General features: G+C 38.7%; 16 protein-coding genes. All 16 read right to left on the reverse strand.

What is annotated here, in order from left to right:
• Window positions 1–18: 18 nt before the first annotated feature.
• Window positions 19–1,086, reverse strand: coding sequence for a glycosyltransferase (locus tag RYM16_RS04620; protein WP_314982595.1), 1,068 nt, complete (start codon window positions 1,084–1,086; stop codon window positions 19–21).
• On the reverse strand, window positions 1,083–2,132 hold the full coding sequence (locus RYM16_RS04625) for an NAD-dependent epimerase/dehydratase family protein (protein WP_314982597.1): 1,050 nt from the start codon (window positions 2,130–2,132) through the stop codon (window positions 1,083–1,085). The genes RYM16_RS04620 and RYM16_RS04625 overlap by 4 nt, the downstream gene beginning before the upstream one ends.
• Complete coding sequence (locus RYM16_RS04630) at window positions 2,125–2,847, reverse strand: 2-C-methyl-D-erythritol 4-phosphate cytidylyltransferase (protein WP_296003978.1); 723 nt, start codon at window positions 2,845–2,847, stop codon at window positions 2,125–2,127. The genes RYM16_RS04625 and RYM16_RS04630 overlap by 8 nt, the downstream gene beginning before the upstream one ends.
• Window positions 2,848–2,856: 9 nt before the next feature.
• On the reverse strand, window positions 2,857–3,723 hold the full coding sequence (locus RYM16_RS04635; protein WP_314982599.1) for a LicD family protein: 867 nt from the start codon (window positions 3,721–3,723) through the stop codon (window positions 2,857–2,859).
• Window positions 3,724–3,734: 11 nt separating this feature from the next.
• Window positions 3,735–4,421, reverse strand: coding sequence for a sugar transferase (locus RYM16_RS04640; protein WP_314982601.1), 687 nt, complete (start codon window positions 4,419–4,421; stop codon window positions 3,735–3,737).
• On the reverse strand, window positions 4,415–5,614 hold the full coding sequence (locus tag RYM16_RS04645) for a DegT/DnrJ/EryC1/StrS family aminotransferase (protein ID WP_314982603.1): 1,200 nt from the start codon (window positions 5,612–5,614) through the stop codon (window positions 4,415–4,417). The genes RYM16_RS04640 and RYM16_RS04645 overlap by 7 nt, the downstream gene beginning before the upstream one ends.
• A 77-nt stretch (window positions 5,615–5,691) precedes the next feature.
• The gene (locus RYM16_RS04650) at window positions 5,692–6,303 is read right to left on the reverse strand and encodes a CpsD/CapB family tyrosine-protein kinase (RefSeq protein ID WP_314982605.1); all 612 of its coding nucleotides are present in this window, start codon (window positions 6,301–6,303) and stop codon (window positions 5,692–5,694) included.
• A gap of 1 nt (window position 6,304) precedes the next feature.
• Window positions 6,305–7,750, reverse strand: a complete 1,446-nt coding sequence (locus RYM16_RS04655) for a GumC family protein (protein WP_314982606.1) — start codon at window positions 7,748–7,750, stop codon at window positions 6,305–6,307.
• A 165-nt stretch (window positions 7,751–7,915) separates the two neighbouring features.
• Complete coding sequence (locus RYM16_RS04660) at window positions 7,916–9,742, reverse strand: nucleoside-diphosphate sugar epimerase/dehydratase (protein ID WP_314982608.1); 1,827 nt, start codon at window positions 9,740–9,742, stop codon at window positions 7,916–7,918.
• A 36-nt stretch (window positions 9,743–9,778) separates the two neighbouring features.
• Window positions 9,779–10,522 (reverse strand): polysaccharide biosynthesis/export family protein, encoded by a 744-nt coding sequence (locus RYM16_RS04665; protein ID WP_314982611.1) that lies wholly within the window; start codon window positions 10,520–10,522, stop codon window positions 9,779–9,781.
• A 415-nt stretch (window positions 10,523–10,937) separates the two neighbouring features.
• The gene (locus RYM16_RS04670; protein ID WP_314982613.1) at window positions 10,938–11,648 is read right to left on the reverse strand and encodes an ABC transporter ATP-binding protein; all 711 of its coding nucleotides are present in this window, start codon (window positions 11,646–11,648) and stop codon (window positions 10,938–10,940) included.
• 1 nt (window position 11,649) lies between these two features.
• The gene (locus tag RYM16_RS04675; RefSeq protein WP_314726234.1) at window positions 11,650–12,411 is read right to left on the reverse strand and encodes an ABC transporter ATP-binding protein; all 762 of its coding nucleotides are present in this window, start codon (window positions 12,409–12,411) and stop codon (window positions 11,650–11,652) included.
• 11 nt (window positions 12,412–12,422) lie between these two features.
• Window positions 12,423–13,433 carry a branched-chain amino acid ABC transporter permease gene (locus RYM16_RS04680; protein ID WP_314982615.1) on the reverse strand — a complete coding sequence of 337 codons (1,011 nt, stop codon included), beginning with the start codon at window positions 13,431–13,433 and terminating at the stop codon, window positions 12,423–12,425.
• A complete protein-coding gene (locus tag RYM16_RS04685; RefSeq protein WP_296004775.1) occupies window positions 13,433–14,314 on the reverse strand; it encodes a branched-chain amino acid ABC transporter permease in 882 nt (293 codons plus the stop codon). The genes RYM16_RS04680 and RYM16_RS04685 overlap by 1 nt, the downstream gene beginning before the upstream one ends.
• 14 nt (window positions 14,315–14,328) lie before the next feature.
• Window positions 14,329–15,477 carry an ABC transporter substrate-binding protein gene (locus RYM16_RS04690; RefSeq protein WP_314982618.1) on the reverse strand — a complete coding sequence of 383 codons (1,149 nt, stop codon included), beginning with the start codon at window positions 15,475–15,477 and terminating at the stop codon, window positions 14,329–14,331.
• 121 nt (window positions 15,478–15,598) lie between these two features.
• The gene (locus tag RYM16_RS04695; protein ID WP_314982620.1) at window positions 15,599–17,518 is read right to left on the reverse strand and encodes an ABC-F family ATP-binding cassette domain-containing protein; all 1,920 of its coding nucleotides are present in this window, start codon (window positions 17,516–17,518) and stop codon (window positions 15,599–15,601) included.
• Window positions 17,519–17,526 lie beyond the last annotated feature (8 nt).

Below are 17,526 nucleotides of genomic sequence, written 5' to 3' on the forward strand. Positions count from 1 at the left end.
GGTTCCCCTCCTTATAACTCATAAAACTTCTAACCAACGTTTTGCGATTTTCCACAATGGGAATTCATCGCGTACTTTGATGGCTTCTTGTGAAAGCTTAGCAGCTAGTGATGGATCTTTTAAGATACTGCGCATAGCTTCATACATGGCCTGTGTATCACCTACAGGCACAAGAATACCATTCTCTCCACTTTTGATTACCATACGAGCACCGCCTACAGGGCAATCAGTAACGACTGCAGGCAATCCCATGCCGAGTGCTTCTAGCATAGAGTTTGAAATACCTTCAAAATCAGAGGAAGACACAAACATAGAACAAGGCGCTACTTTTTCTAAAATATTACTAGCAAAGCCCGGTAATAAAATTCGATCCTCTAAATTAAGAGATTTAATTTGAGCTCGTAATTCATCTTCTAAAACACCTTGACCATAGATGACAAGTTTATACTCTGGAAACTCATCTGCTAACATGCTAAAAGCATTGATCATCATAGGTAAGTTTTTTTGAGGATGCAATCGACAGGCTGTAACAATTGTCTTTTCTCGCTCTCCCTCAATTGGCGGTGGCAATTTACCATTAATAGGATTTGGAATGATAACACCACGTTTTTGAACCGATTCTGGGAAATACGAACGAGCGTCTTCCGTTTGGAATACTAGTGCATCAGCAAATCGAAAGGCAAAATTACGCAATGCTTGTTGATGCCAACCAATTGGTACTTTGCGCGGATTATTGCGCTCAGAAAAAACGATGCGATTGTTTACGAACCAAGAACTAATAGCCAAGATAAAACTGGATGCAGACAAGAACGATAAGCATGTCGCATTGGGTCTAGTCTTTAAGATCTTGATTAGTTCTTTTATTTCTTGCATAAAACGAATGACTTTATTGGAGCTAGTAGTATGAATTTGGATTTGTTCAATCCCTTCCTCTAAAGCATATTCGTTACCATATCGATTAGGGCTTGTTTGGATAACCGTAATATGGTGACCATCATGTACCCATTGACGAGCTAACTCTGTTAAAATTCGTTCAGCCCCATCATTGCCAAGGGAGATGGTGACAATAATTATTTCCTTTTTCATAAGCCTTCCTCTTGGATATATTCTGCTAGTCTTACATAGGCTTGTGCCATTGATACCTTAGGCTGCCAACCTAAGGATTTTAACTTCTTAGAACTTAAGAACATGTGAACTGTTGGAGCATACCCAAGACCTTGCACATCTTCCGGAATATCAAAGATAACCTTACTCTTATCATTGCTTACATGCGTCGCTACCAAATGAGCGATACTAGCAATAGAACGAGTTTCTTCATCATGACATATATTGTATGCTTCTCCCGCTTCCCCCAATTTCATAAGGGTTAAGATACCTGTTAAAGCATCTGTAATATAGCAGTAATTAGACATGGAATCGCCCTTTGTATGAAGAACAATATCTTCATGCTTGAGAGCACTCTTAGTAAACTGCATGAACACGCGGTTATCAGATACTGGAACACCTGGTCCAAATGTTTGAGCTAGTCGAGCTATAACAGCAGGAACGCCATACTCCACTGCATAAGACTTGCAATAACATTCGCAGAGTCGTTTGCTTTCAGAATAGGAACTACGTACATTTAGGTGATCAAGATAACCTAAGCGTTCCTCAGTCATCACTTGACCTGATTCATAAGGAACGCCATATTGTTCCATACTGGAAAGGTAAACAAGTTTCTTTACCTTTTTATGACGGCTTAGCTCAAGCATAGCCTCTGTACCATGAATTGAGGTACGAATTGTTTCTACTGGATGTTCCACAAAAAATTTAGATTGTGTTGGTGCCGCACCATGTAAGATATAGTCACATGGCGTATCGATAGAGTCTAATGAGCCATCAATAATAGTAAATGATTCATTATCTAAATACTCACCAAAAATAGTTTGTGCTTTATCATGGCTACGTACATGACCAAGCACTTTTAAATCCAAGCCATAAGCTTCATTAGCAAGTATGAGTAGTTTAATAAACATAGAGCCAATAAGCCCTGTTGCACCCGTTACAAGAACGCGTTGATGACGGAGGAAATCAAAGTACTTTTCTTCATGTACTAAAGCCGTTAACTCACGTTGGATAACGGAATTACTCATCTTCTAATCCTCCTAGTTCACGGTTTTTAATAATCCCCGTAAACATATAATAATCAGATGGTGTTGTAATTTTTATATTTTCAGTTTCCCCTAGTACAGGGTATAAAGTGTAACCATAATGCATCATCATTGAAGCAGAATCAATGAAATCATGGATTCCATCGTCTTTTGCTCGATTATGAACAGATAAAATATCATCTAATCTAAAGCTCTGTGGAGCCTTAGCCATCAGACATTCATTGCGATTCAAAATACGATTAATGGAACCATCTTGTGTAACCATAATCGTTTCGATAGCTGGAGTAACCGTAATAGCAGAACCTTTAGATTCAACAGATTCAATATTTCGTTCAATAGTGGCACTATCTACAAGGGGACGAACGCCATCATGAATTAAAACCGTCACATCTTCATCTGGGAATAGACGCTTAGCCTCAACTAACCCATTATATTGGGAGCCAAGAGCACTTTCACCGCCGGGTACAATGGACAAAACCTTTTGTAAATTTGCCTTTTCAATAAGTTGTTTTGTATGATCAATCCATTCGGCTTTGCAAGCTAGAACAATACCATCAATAGCCTCTGTTTGTTCAAAAACATCTAAGGTTTGAATTAAAATAGGTCTACCGTTCCATTCTAAAAATTGTTTCGGCGTTTTGCTGTTCTTCATACGAGCGCCTACGCCACCCGCAAAGATTACTGCTATTCGTTTCATAGGCCCTCCTTATGATTGAGCTTTATTTTGGGCATAATGAATGCCTCTATATTTTTTGTAAGGCGTATGCAAATCAGCAAAGGCGGCATCGTGTTTTGCTACACGTTGCTCAACAGGTGGTAATTGCATATAATCGCCCCAAATGAGACGTAAATATCTCTCATACCCTTTCATAACAGGTATTTGATGTCCTTCAAAGTCTTTATAAACGACAGACGCAAAATCCTCTTGAGGATGTCTAAGCTTCATGCCCTTTAAGCTACCGATTAACTCAGTACATTCCTTACTTGTGTTGAAATCATATTTAGTCATTTGCTTTTCCGCAAAACGCCAAATATGATAGCGCACGGACTGACTAGAAAAGACCTTATAAATACAGCCTGCTAAGGTACGATACATAGGACCCTTATTATCCGGCAACCGTTGTGCATTAAAGAGTGCAAAGGTCATGGCCCACATTAATTGTAAAGCACGGCTGATTTTACCAGGTGCACAGCCATCAATAGGCATAATCTCTAAAGCTAAACCATGACAAATATCTTCGTGCATACTGTGACGATTAATAAAAGTCGTGTTGTTATCACGAATAGAAGCACCTGCATCGTGATAAATATGGTGACGATCCGTACGACAATAGGTGTAACGTTCTGTATCAGCATATTTGGGCCACAACTCTGCTAGCTTTTCATAGTCAGGACGAGGCATGAAGAGATCTAAGTCATCATCCCAAGGGATAAAACCATTATGACGTATAGCCCCAATGAGACCACCGCCACAAAGATAAAAGCGCAAATTATGTTTGTCGCAGAACTCTTTAAAGTACAGCAACATAGTGAGCTCTTTCTCTTGTATTTCCTTTGTCATAGATGTACTCATAGGGACCTCGCTTAACGTAATACAGCTAATACTGTATCAATCATCGTTTTTATATCTTGTAAAAAAGAAAATTCCTTAATACTCTTCAAATTCCAAGCCATCTTGCCTGGTAATACCTCATTGATGTAAACTTCATCTACATTTTGAGCATTTTGTAAAAGCTGATCTTCATCCTTATAGGCAATACTAGCTACACTCGTTACACCAGCCGGTATTAATAAAGTAGCTTTCATCTCATTCGTATAAGCCGCCACATAACGCGGTACCTCTGGTCTTGTGCCTACAAAACTCATATCCCCTAATAGAATATTGATAAGTTGTGGCAATTCATCAAGGCGACAGCTACGAAGCATATTGCCCACCTTAGTTACCCTCATATCATTTTGTGATGTTACTTGAGCACCAAGAGATTCAGCATTTTTGACCATAGTACGGAATTTATAGATACCAAAGGTGCGACCATATTGTGTCACCCGAGTTTGGCGGAAGAAAACCTCACCTTCACTATCTCGTTTAATCATGATAGCTAACACAAGAAATACAGGACTCAATGTAATGAGCATACCAGCCGCCATAACGCGGTCAAAAATACTTTTGCATAGAAGGCTTGTTCGTCTTTGATTTAATACTTCAAAGTACGGGCGTACCTCTTCACACTGTAACTCTTGGGGTAGATCGTGAAAGTTTTTTACTAACATTCGGTAATAATCCTTTTAAATGTTTCAATGACATATTGCACTTCTTCATCTGTTAACAAAGTATGAAGTGGCAATGTAATCTCATTTTTAAATTGATCATAAGCATTTGGATAGTCATCAATAGTGAAACCTAAATTCTTGTACGCCGTATGCATAGGAATTGGTTTATAATGCACATTTGTGGCAATGCCAGCTTCAGCCATAGCTTCGATTACTTTGTTGCGGTATTCTGCATCACGTCCATCTAAGCGAACTAAGTACAAGTGACCACTACTTTGATGATCATCGTTATAATGACTTAATAATGTAACAGGTAAATCTTTCAAACCTGCATCATAAGCTTCGATAATTTCCTTACGACGTGATAACAATTTTGGATATCTTTCAAATTGAGCCAAACCAATGGCAGCCATAATATCTGTCATATTACATTTATAATATGTGCCTTTAATGTCGTATTCCCATGCGCCAGCTTTAGTTTTTGCAAGAGCATCCTTATCTTGACCATGCAAAGATAGCAATTGGAATTGTTTATAAATAGCTTCGTCATCGTAGCCCTCAATGTGGCGCCATGTAGCGCAGCCACCTTCGGCAGTAGTAAAGTTTTTTACTGCATGGAAGGAGAAACTACTGAAGTCAGCTACATTGCCTGTATGCACACCTTTATAGGTTGCACCAAAGGAATGAGCACAATCCGCTACAATTGGAATATGACCTAATGCTTTTTGAATATCATTAGCTGGTGTAAAGAGAGATTTCTTTTCTTCTACAATGGAGCGCAAACGCTCATAGTCACAAGGAACACCAGCTATATCAACAGGGATAATAGCCTTTGTCTTTGGAGTGATGGCACGAGCTACTGCATCGTAATCCATTTCAAAAGAGTCCTTTTGTGTATCTACAAGTACTAAGTTAGCACCTACGTGAACTACAGGGCTTGCACTAGCCGTATAGGAATAAGCACTCGTAATGACTTCATCACCAGGTCCAATACCTAATACGCGTAGAGACATTTCAAGCGCTGCAGTAGCAGAATTTAAGCAAACAGATTTAGGTGTGCCTAACTGTTCGGCAATCTTTTTCTCTAGCTCTTTAGTACGAGGACCTGTCGTAATCCACCCACTTTTCAAAGCTTCAATGACTTCGTTAATTTCTAACTCAGTAATATCGGGAGGAGAAAAATTAATTTTCATATATATCACCTCAATGCTTTCTGTACCATATTGATACGCTTGATGAATCTATTAGATTACAAATTAAATTACCTATATTAGGCATCAATTACGATGGAACCTAATAGAGAAATGCCTACTTGAGTAAGGCGTTTTTTAGCTTCTATCAAATCTTTAGGGCTAGCTACTTCGTTTCTAACAACGAACATAACACCGTCGGATTTTTCAGCTAATACAATAGCGTCAGTAACGGATAATACTGGTGGCGTATCAATGATAACCACATCATATTCATCGCGTACATAATCTAAAATTGTTGGCAATTTGCTAGAGTCTACTACTTCAGAAGGATGCTGAACTACTTCACCTGCAGTCAATATATCTAAATGAGGTTGAACATTACGATGAATCGTCAAATCTTCATCCATCATTACTGCATTAGTAAGACCTTTATTTTGTACATTAAAGGCTAAGTGCTGTACAGGATTGCGTAAATTACCATCAATCAGTAATACTTTATTATTGTTTTTAGATAATGCTAATGCAGTATTAGCAGCTACTTCAGAAGTACCTTCACCACTAGTAGCAGCTGTAATACAAATAAGCTTACATTTTTGTTGATTACATACATATTGTAAATTGCTACGCAATGTACGATATGCTTCTACGAGTGCTGTATCACCACGTTCATTAGAAATTAGTCTGATCATATTAACCTCTCACTTTGCGTAACAATGCTACAATACGATTACTAGGTTCTTCGTATTCTTTTTCATCATGATTTGGAATGACACCTAAGTTTTCAATGCCAAGAACATCGTTGATTTCTTGTACAGATTGAACTTTGCGATTACAGAAGAATTGACCCAATGTGTAGAGGCAACCGAGGATGAGACCTAAAATTGCAGAGCCTAATAGGATGAGAACCTTACGCGGAGCAATTGCCTTTTCTGGCAATGTAGGCGCATCTACGATTTGAACTTCATTTGGCACCATCACCTCTGCTACCTTCGCTTCTTCTAAGCGAGTAGATAACATTTGGTAGATATCTTGTGCCACATCTACATCACGTTTTGCTTGGATATAGCCACGTTCTTTTTCAGGCAAGCCTTTCATAGCTTCTTCGTTTGCTTTATCAAGTTCAGCTAATGTAGATTGTTTACCTTGAGCTACTGCAAGAGCGGCTTCATTTCTAAACTTATCAGCTAACAAACCTTGTTGTGCAGAGTTGCTAGAAGGTGCTTGTTGAGACGCAATAGCATTAATTTCAGCATTTAGACCACTCTTAGCTTCTTCAATTTGTTGGTTAATTTCTTTCATCGCAGGATGTTCATCAGTATATTTACCAACATAAGAAGCCTTACGAGATTCAAGATTCGCTAATTGACCTTTATAAGCTTGAACTGTTGCACTGTCAGCAATACTTTTACCGGCAGAACCCAATTGTTCATTGATACTGCCTAGTGCAGCTTGCGCCGTTTCTAAATCAAGTTGATTTTGCGCTTTTTCACGGTCGATAAGGGTAATCTTATCTGTTAAGCCTTTCATTTGATCAGCTGTAGAGTATACCTTGTTATCAACTTGGAATTGTTGTAATTTCTTTTCTGCTTGTTCTAATTCAGTTTTAGCAGTTACAACACGTTTTTGTAAGAATTCACGAGTAGCTCGTTGTTCAACATGAGAGATTTCAGCAAGGCGCTTCAAGAAGTTATCGATTAGCAATTTATTAGCTTCTTGAGCTTGTTCAGGACTTTTCCCTGTTACACTCACTTGTAATAACTCAGTTTCCTTATACGGTTTTGTTTCAATGCGCGTTTTTACAAATTCCTCGTAGGTAGGCGCATTACCTGTACCTTCAGGATCTTCAATAGCAGCAATCACTGGTTCTACTACATTACGGCTTTTTAAGATTTCTGCATCTGTGTTCATCAATTGACGAGACATAGAGTCAGAATAGCCATTGGAGCTAGATAATACAGAATTGCTTAAACCTTGGGCCTGTTTAATGCGCAACATAGATGTAGATTGATATGTAGCTGGCGCTAGGAAACCATAAGCGCCACCTAGTACCATGCAGGCTACCGTAACGTTGATGATTTTACGGCGCTTTTTAACGAGGACTTTACCAACCTCTTTTAAATCAATAATTTGTTCCACCCATATACCCCTTTCTGTGAAAGTATACAAACAACAGGGTCTCTCCCTCTAAGGATTATGAACTGTGTCTCGCCCTCTCAAGCAAAGCACAGTGTAAGTAAATATAATTTAGTACTAGAAAGATTTAGAAATGTAAATAAAAGCAATATCTAAGATACTAATAATTTACACATTATGATTTGGATGGTATGTAGGAACGATATCCTTCAATACATTAATGACATCCATATCAGTTTTACATGTTTCAAAGCGCTCGATTTGTTGGCCTAACCATTCTTGGTCAACATCTTCTAAAGCAGCTTCAAAGATTTTCTTATGTGTCGTTGTATTCGTGCCTTCTTCAGCAGTTAATAACTCTTCGTACAATTTTTCACCAGGACGCAAACCAGTAAATTCAATACGAATATCCTTATTTGGCTCAAAGCCAGAAAGACGAATCATATTTTTAGCTAAATCTACAATCTTAACTGGTTCCCCCATATCTAAGAGGAATACTTCGCCCCCATTACCCATAGCACCAGCTTGAAGTACTAATTGACTTGCTTCTGGAATTGTCATGAAATAGCGAGTCATTTCTGGATCCGTAACAGTAACGGGACCGCCTGCTTCAATTTGTTTACGGAATAACGGAATAACAGAACCACGGCTACCAAGTACATTACCAAAACGAACAGTAATAAACTTAGTATCGTATTTATGGTTCATGCCTAGTACAATCTTCTCTGCCACACGTTTAGTGGCGCCCATAACGCTAGTAGGGTTTACTGCTTTATCCGTAGAAATCATAACAAATCGTTCAACTCCATGAGCACCAGCTACATCTGCTACATTTCGAGTCCCATAAATGTTATTGAGCACCGCCGCTATAGGTTGAATTTCCATAAGTGGTACATGCTTATGAGCTGCAGCATGGAATACTACCTCAGGATTATAATCTTTAAAGATTTGTTCTAATTGATTCTTATCTCGAATATCTGCAATGATAGGTACTAAAGTGCCTTCAGGCGCAACACTGCGCAATTCTTGGTGGATAATATAAATGCTGTTTTCACCATGACCGAGTAATAATAATTTCTTAGGCTTTACACGTAGCACTTGGCGACAAATTTCAGATCCGATAGAACCACCAGCGCCTGTAACGAGAACTACTTTATCCTTAAGGTACGGTTCCACCTTGGATGTATCAAGATGAATTTCATCACGTTCTAATAAATCTTCAATGGAAACAGGATGTAGATGAGATACAAGAACTTCATCATCTAGCAACTGGTATACCCCTGGCAATGTGTTGATCTTACATTTAAGAGGGGAGCAAATTTCCATAATCTCTCGAATAACATCACGCTTAACAGATGGCATGGCAATGATGATTTCTTCAATCTTATATTTAGCTGCCAACATAGGAATATCTTCACGATTACCTAAAATTCTAAAGCCATTCATAAGACGATTATGCTTAAACATATCATCATCAACAAAACCTACAATTCTTCTTGACCGCTTATGATAACGTTCAATTTCACGGGCAATAGTAGCCCCTGCATCGCCAGCACCAATGATCAGTGTATTTACTTGGCCACTTTCACCATCATCCCCACTGCTATAATGAAGCGCCACATAATGTAGTAACATGCGGCCCATACCTACTGCACCAGTTGTAAGGAACCATGTAATAAAATAGATTGATCTTGGTAATGATTTCCCGAACACAAACATAGAAGAGTAAAAGATAGCTGTACCTACCGTTGTAGCGACAAATACTGCTAATACCTCTCGCATCCCTGCATAGCGCCAAATACGCGTGTACAAATGCATAATCAAGAACATCAACATATATGAAACTAGTAGAAGCGGTAAGGCATCTACCATTTGATTAATATATTGAGATTCTATGTAGCCATCAAATCGAATGAATAGACTGACAAAAGCAACGATAACAATAGTTGCAATATCAGCAATAAACAATATGGCTGGTAATAAATATGAACGCAAAAGAACGCCCCCTTATATGACAGATAATTCTTATCCTTAATCCTTACCTATGCGTGATACCATATAAGCGCCAGTTAAGATTGGAGCAATATCACGAGCAAAGTTAATACGACTGTTTTTAGTTAAGTAAAGAACATCGCCCTCTCTCATAATATAGTTTTCAGACATATCCCCTGTTTGCAAGATGCGGTTTAGATTAATTGGGATTGGTTTTTCTGGATTATCTTGGTGAATTAAGTAAATTTTCTTCTTCGCTGTATCCCAGTTGAAGCTACCTGCAGCACCAATAGCATCAATAACAGTGCTAGACTTTGTTAGCGTGTAAGCACCTGGTCGATTAATTTCGCCAAATACATAAACTCGTACACCACCAAGTTTTGTAACATTCACAGTAATATCTGGATTAATGATATATCGAGATAAACCTTGTTGTAGTTCAGCAGTAAACTCATCAACAGTTAAACCATCTGCTTTTACAGCACCAACCATTGGGAATGATACATAGCCATCAGGACGAACTGAATACATAATGTCATTGCCATTACGAGTACCAAGATCGGCTTGTTGTACAACTTGAATCGTTAATTCATCCCCTTGACGTAGGCGATACTCTTTGTCAGAGCTAATTACAGATGCACTAGTTTCCAAAGGTGCATGACCTTCCAACTGTACAGTTTTAGTATTATAGCCCTGTTCAGTAGTTACACTTACTGGTGCAGCCATAGCGGCTGTCGTTGCACATAAGAATGCAGCCATCATCACATACTGTTTTTTATTCATACTTTACCTCTTTGTTCTACATTCAACATTCTCAATACATCACATGATTATTAGTATTGTAAATACTAAAAAATCGGTTAAGCTATTTTATCATTTTTTTAAATGTACTTCTACAAACCTAAGATATTCTGAGTGAACTTCATTAAACTTTCAATAACAAACCCAGTAAACATAGTATTTTCATGGAATTTTCATGAGTGATTTTTTACTCATTTCATAGATAATTCACTCCGTTTTTTATTAAAATTTAGTAAAATAATTAAATATATGTAAAGTCATTTCACTATCAATTCACATTTTCACCTCTCACTCATCACTTTTATTGATGAATTAAAAAAATAAGGTGTATATACTAGCAAGCTAGTATATACACCTTATTTAAATTTTAGATAATTATAATATTGTTTAAGGGTAATTACTCAACCCGACCGCCTAAGTAAGCTTCCATAACGCGCGGATTATGGCGCACTTCATCAGCTGGGCCAGACAAGACCATTTTGCCCGTTTCCAATACATAAGCGTAATCAGCAATTTTTAATGCTTGGCGCACATTTTGTTCTACTAAAAGAACCGTTGTCCCTTCAGCACTAATCTCTTTGATAGTTTCAAAAATTTCATTAACTACCAATGGCGCAAGGCCCATAGATGGTTCATCTAATAATAACAATTTTGGACGAGCCATAAGGGCACGACCAATAGCAAGCATTTGTTGCTGTCCACCAGATAAAGTACCACCTAATTGGTAGCTACGCTCATCAAGAATCGGGAAACGTTTAAATACCTTTTTGATATCCTCTTCGATTTCCTTATCTTTACGAATATAAGCGCCCATTTCTAAGTTTTCATAAACGCTCATATCTTGTAAAATTTGACGACCTTCAGGAACTAAGGAAATACCGCCATGTACGATCTGGTGAGTTTGACGACCAGTGATATCTTGACCTTCAAAAAGTACTCGACCAGATATTGGTTTTACAAGGCCCATGATTGTCTTCATGGTTGTAGTTTTACCGGCACCATTGGCACCAATAAGAGATACAACAGAACCTTGTGGCACTTCTAAGCTTACGTCTTTTAAGGCTGTAATATGTCCATAACCAGCCACAATGTTTTCTAGTTTTAACATATTACACCTCCTCTTTACCTAAGTATGCTTCAATTACAGCCTCATTATTTTGAATTTCTTGAGGTGTACCTTCAGCAATTTTCTTACCAAAATTAAGAACTACCATTCGATCACAGATATTCATCATTAATTCCATGGCATGTTCAATAACGACAACAGTAATACCTAAGTCACGAATCTTACCAATTAGTTGGCGAAGCACTTCAGTTTCACTATCGTTCATACCCGCCGCAGGTTCATCGAGCAAGATCAATTGCGGATGTGTTGCTAACGCACGAGCAATTTCAAGGCGACGTTGTTTACCATATGGCAGTGATGTAGCAACTTCTTCTGCATCTTCTTCAAGACCTACAAGCTTTAAAAACTCGTAAGCAATGCCACGACAACGCTCTTCTTCGATACGTTGGCGTTTTGTTTTCAAAAAGCTAGACAAGAAGCCAGAACCAGTACGACAATGCATACCGGTTAAAACAGTTTCAAGAGCTGTCATATTACCAAAAAGACGAATGTTTTGGAACGTACGAGCAATCCCCATTTCAACAGTTCTATGAGGTTTAATACCTACTATAGACATACCGTCAAAAACGATTTCTCCAGAGCTTGCTGGGAATACACCAGTAATCAAGTTGAAGAGTGTAGTCTTACCAGCACCATTTGGACCAATAACACCAAACACTTCTCCTTGTTTAACACCAAAGGATACACCGGTGAGAGCTGCAACGCCACCAAAGCTTTTACTAACTTCATTTAATTCTAATAGCATTCAGTTCCCTCCTATCCTTGTTTTTCTTCTTGTTTGCGTTTATACGCTTCAAAACGTTCTGTTAATACTTGAGATTCTGGAATATATGGAGCCTTTTTAAAGCCTAACTTGCGACTAATTTTGTCTACCATAGATTCTGTTAAAATACCATCTGGACGAACAGCCATCAAGATGACAAGTAAAGCACCATAAATGATATCTCGATAATCGGATAAGAAACGCAATACTTCTGGCAACAATGTAAGAATGAAGGAGCCGAGTACGGAACCCCATACTACATTAGAGCCACCAAATACAGGGAATAACAAGATTTGTACTACTTTATGGTAGCTGAAATCTGTAGGATTAATGAAGTTTGTAATGTGAGCATACAAACCGCCACCGATACCAGCAATGAAAGCGCCAATAATAAAAGCCATCATCTTGTAGTAAACAACGTTAATCCCCATTAATTCTGCCGCATGATCATCAGCTTTGATCGCTGCAAAAGCTCGACCAACACGGCTATTATTGATGCGTACACAGAAAGCAATAATTAAAACTAGAATAGCCAACAAAATAATGATAGCTATCAAGTTACCCCATGTAACAGCATCAAGCCCCATTAGGCCATCCATATCGAATTCATAAGCGTAGTTCGTTAACTCTTGAGGAATGGACGGGATACCAGATAGACCTAAGGCACCATTTGTAACATCTAAGTTCAAGAAAATAACGCGTACTACTTCACCAAAACCAAGGGTTGAAATAGCAAGGTACAAGCCTTTAAGTCGTGTTGTTGGTAAACCAATGATAACTGCTACAAGACTTGCCACTAAGCCACCTACTAAAATGCCAACAACGATAGGCAAATCAGCTTTCAAAGAAAGCATAGCGCCTACATAAGCACCTACACTCATGAAACCAGCCGCACCAAGAGAGAGCTGACCACTAGCAAGTGTACAGTAAATAGAAATACCCATGATGGCATTGATGATGAAGAACATCACGATCTGTAGATAATACGGGTTTAATAAATCCATTACGGTCTACCCCCTTTATCTTTAGAACCAAACAAGCCTTGAGGGCGCCAGAACAATAATAAGATAATGAGGCCAAAGGCAACGGCATCACGGAATGTAGAAGCACCATAGGCAACAGAGAATACCTCTGCTACACCAAGGATAAAGCCACCAACCATAGCACCAGTAATATTGCCAAGACCACCTAAGATAAGTACTGCAAGACCTTTAAAGCCGATGATAACGCCCATAGTAGGTTCAATAGCATTAAAGGATAAGCCTACTAATACGCCTGCAGCTGCACCTAGAGCAGAAGCAATCATTACTGTAACAGAAATAATCATGGTAGGATTAATACCTAAAAGAGCAGCTGTTTCAGTACTCATAGATACGGCCCGAATGGCCTTACCAATTTTAGTTTTCTTAATGACTACATTTAAAATGAGCATTAAAACGATAGAAACACCTAAACCAATGATTTGTACCATAGAAATTTTAAAAGCCCCAAAGTCGATGAGACCACCAATATAATCTGGTGGGAAGGATCTTGTTTGAGGGCCCCAAAGCAATAATGCCAAGCTTTCAATAAAGATAGAAACACCGATGGTACTAATAAGTGGTGCCAAGTGAGACACCTTTTTCTTGCGTAGTGGACGAAGGGCCACAAATTCTAAAAGATAACCGAGGATAGCGCCTACTGCCATAGCTACGATAAGGGCTACAAAAATGTTAACGTTAAAAATTGTTACCATAAAAAGACCAACGAAGGCACCTATCATAAAGATGCCTCCGTGAGCCATGTTGATAATATTCAAAACACCGAACACAAGTGTTAAGCCAATAGCGAGTACAGCATATAAGCTACCGAGGGTTAACCCGTTAACTAATTGTTGTAAAAACACTATACTACCTCAACTTATTTTGTTAATGCGTCAAATTGACCGTTTTTAATTTGTAATACTTGAACTTCCATGGAAGGATCGCGTTTTTCGTTGAACTTGAATTGACCAGTTACACCAACGAAGTCAGCAATGTTTTTCAATGCTTCGCGGAATTTTTCGCGATCTGTTGTGGAGCTCGCTTTTTTCAAAGCTGCTTCATAAAGATATACTGCATCGTATGCTTGTGCAGCGAATTGGTCAGGTTCTTTACCATATTTAGCTACATAAGCTTTACGGAAGTCTTTAACCTTTTGGTCTTCTTTATTAGGGAACCAAGGTGTACCAACGATAACGCCGTTAGCTGCATCACCAGCAATTTTAATGAATTGTGGGCTATTGAAGCCATTGGAGCCAACTACAGGTTGATTCATACCCATTTCACGCATTTTCTTCATGATAAGGGCACCTTCTTGGTAAAGGGATGCAACGATAATTACATCTGGTTTAGCTTGTTGGATCTTAGTCAATTGTGCAGAGAAGTCAGTATCTTTATCTGCAAATGTTTCAGTATCAACGATTTGTACCCCTACGGATTCCAATGCTTTACGAGCTGTATTATTTACAGATACCATTTGGTCATTGTTATTGGAGTACATAATAGCTGCTGTTTTAAAGCCTAAAGTTTTATGAGCTTCTTTAATAGCTGTATCTACTGCCAAGGATTCAGGTACGGCATTACGGAAGATATAATCCCCGATATCTGTAATACCTTCAGCCGTTGTAGATGTGCCAATAGCAACTACTTTGCTTTTGTTTGCTACAGGACCAGCTGCCATCATTTCACCAGACAACATAGGACCAATAACTGCTACAACTTTATCTTTTGCGATTACTTTATTCATTGCATTGATAGCTTCGTTTTTATCACCTTTAGTATCTTCTACTAATAAGTTAATTTTTACAGCGTTTGCATCAGCGTTAATTTCGCTCACTGCCAATTCTGCACCAGCTTTAATGGATTCACCATATGCTGCAGCACCACCAGTTGTTGTTGTTAATAATGCAATTTTAGCTTCATTGCTATTTGCACTACCTGCATCTTTATTGCTACCACAACCAGCAGCAACTGCCATTACACCAGCAAGACCAAAAATGGCTGCTTTTTTCAACATGGATTTATTCATGTTACACCCTTCTTTCAAAACATAAAACTTTAAATCTATTCCTATATTATGAGAATATAAAATACTTTGTCAATTAAAAGATAATGATTTTAATTCCCCAATAATATATGCATTAAATACGCTATTCAGATAGCTTTTCCCACTTCTCATACAATGAATCTAACTCGCTTTGAGTCTCTTCAATTTGCAAAGAGATTTTGGACATTTCATCTAAATCTTGTTGCACTACAGGATTTGCTAATTGCACCTCGTACATCTTCATTGTTGCCTCAAGACGAGCGATTTCAGATTCCACCTCTGCTAATTGTTTTTCCACCATATAAGCATTCGGTTTCTTCTGATTTTCCTCTGTAGATTCTGATGCTGAAAGTGCCGGCTCATCAGCTGAACCAGATTTGCTCTCAACCTTATCAGCCTCTAAGTTCTGCTCATTAGCTATCGCTAATAAGTCTTCTTGCTCCTTTAGCTTTTCCTTGTAGTATGAGTAATTACCGAGATACTCAGTGATTTTTCCATCATCTAGAACTACTGTTTTTGTAGAAACTTGATCCAAGAAATATCTATCATGAGAAATAATGAAACAAGTTCCTTCAAATTGTTGCAGTGCGTCTTCCACAATTTCTCGCGTAGGAATATCTAAATGGTTTGTCGGTTCGTCTAAAATAAGGAAATTATCACCTTGAAGGAATAATTTCAGCAATGCCAAACGCGCTCTTTCACCACCGGATAAATCACCGACCAGTTTAAACACATCATCCCCTTTAAATAGGAATGAACCGAGTACGTTACGAGCTTTATCTTCACTGTAGTTAAAGTGATTCATAATCTCTTCTACTACCTGCCAAGAATCATGTAACTCTTCGTGCTCTTGCGAGAAGTACCCCACTTGTACGCGATTGCCAAGATCTACATGACCAGATTCAGGGAATAGTTCGCCTACAATAGTTTTTACTAAAGTCGATTTACCGGCCCCATTAGGACCAATAAGCGCCACAGACTCACCACGGCGAACAACGAGAGATATATCATCAATGATGCGACTTTCACCATACCCTACAGACAAGTGATCTAAGACTAGAACCTTATCAGCACTCATAGCAGCAGGTGGGAAAGAAAATTGTAAATGATGTGAAGTAACAGGCGCCTCAAGACGTTCTAATCGGTTGAGCTGGGACTGACGCCCACGAGCCATTTTAGACTTGATACCTGCCCGGTATTTATCTATATAAGCCTCTGTTTTCTTGATATACTCTTGTTGTTTCTCATAAGCCACCATATCAGCCTTCAAACGTTCATCACGTTGTTGGATATAACGACTATAGTTACCACGATACGTTGTAGCCTTATGATTATCTAGCTCCACAACACCAGTGACGATGCGGTCTAAGAAATAACGGTCATGGCTGACGATAAGAATGCCACCGGGATAGGCGGATAGGTATCCCTCAAGCCACTCGAGCATATCCATATCTAAATGGTTTGTCGGTTCGTCCAAAAACAGAAAATCTGGACGGCGAACTAAGGCCTTTGCTAAGTTAATACGCGTCTTTTGTCCGCCAGAAAAAGCGTTAGCCGGTTTATCTAGATCTTCATCAGTAAAACCTAAACCGTAAACAATGCGCTTTGTCTTTTGCTCATAATCATAACCACCAAGCCATTCTAGACGATTTTGTAAATAATCTAAGCGTTGTAAATCAGCTTCACTAGCCTCTTCAGTTTCTAAGCGGCTCGTAAGTTCTTTAAGTTGTTCTTCCAATGCATGTACATCGGCCCAAGCCTTTTCGATTTCAGTAGCCAAGCTATCGTCACCAAGATTTACATCTTGTTGCAAATAGCCAATGCTTGCCACAGGAGACTTAACTACATTACCTTCATCTAGCTCCTCATAGCCTAATATACATTTCAGCAAAGTAGACTTGCCCGCCCCATTAGGCCCTACCAAGGCGAGTCGATCCCCCTCTTTTATTTCAAAGGACACATTGGAAAATACTTGGCGCACCCCAAATGATTTTCCAAGGCCTATCATTCGAATGCGTTCCATTCACAACC

This window comes from uncultured Veillonella sp., from assembly GCF_963524655.1.
In the GTDB taxonomy this organism is placed as follows: Bacteria; Bacillota; Negativicutes; order Veillonellales; family Veillonellaceae; genus Veillonella.

Bases quoted from the DNA above. Each gene is read 5' to 3' on its own strand.
- RYM16_RS04620 (WP_314982595.1), bottom strand. From the start codon at position 1,086: ATGAAAAAGGAAATAATTATTGTCACCATCTCCCTTGGCAATGATGGG.
- RYM16_RS04625 (WP_314982597.1), bottom strand. From the start codon at position 2,132: ATGAGTAATTCCGTTATCCAACGTGAGTTAACGGCTTTAGTACATGAA.
- RYM16_RS04630 (WP_296003978.1), bottom strand. From the start codon at position 2,847: ATGAAACGAATAGCAGTAATCTTTGCGGGTGGCGTAGGCGCTCGTATG.
- RYM16_RS04635 (WP_314982599.1), bottom strand. From the start codon at position 3,723: ATGAGTACATCTATGACAAAGGAAATACAAGAGAAAGAGCTCACTATG.
- RYM16_RS04640 (WP_314982601.1), bottom strand. From the start codon at position 4,421: ATGTTAGTAAAAAACTTTCACGATCTACCCCAAGAGTTACAGTGTGAA.
- RYM16_RS04645 (WP_314982603.1), bottom strand. From the start codon at position 5,614: ATGAAAATTAATTTTTCTCCTCCCGATATTACTGAGTTAGAAATTAAC.
- RYM16_RS04650 (WP_314982605.1), bottom strand. From the start codon at position 6,303: ATGATCAGACTAATTTCTAATGAACGTGGTGATACAGCACTCGTAGAA.
- RYM16_RS04665 (WP_314982611.1), bottom strand. From the start codon at position 10,522: ATGAATAAAAAACAGTATGTGATGATGGCTGCATTCTTATGTGCAACG.
- RYM16_RS04670 (WP_314982613.1), bottom strand. From the start codon at position 11,648: ATGTTAAAACTAGAAAACATTGTGGCTGGTTATGGACATATTACAGCC.
- RYM16_RS04675 (WP_314726234.1), bottom strand. From the start codon at position 12,411: ATGCTATTAGAATTAAATGAAGTTAGTAAAAGCTTTGGTGGCGTTGCA.
- RYM16_RS04680 (WP_314982615.1), bottom strand. From the start codon at position 13,433: ATGGATTTATTAAACCCGTATTATCTACAGATCGTGATGTTCTTCATC.
- RYM16_RS04690 (WP_314982618.1), bottom strand. From the start codon at position 15,477: ATGAATAAATCCATGTTGAAAAAAGCAGCCATTTTTGGTCTTGCTGGT.
- RYM16_RS04695 (WP_314982620.1), bottom strand. From the start codon at position 17,518: ATGGAACGCATTCGAATGATAGGCCTTGGAAAATCATTTGGGGTGCGC.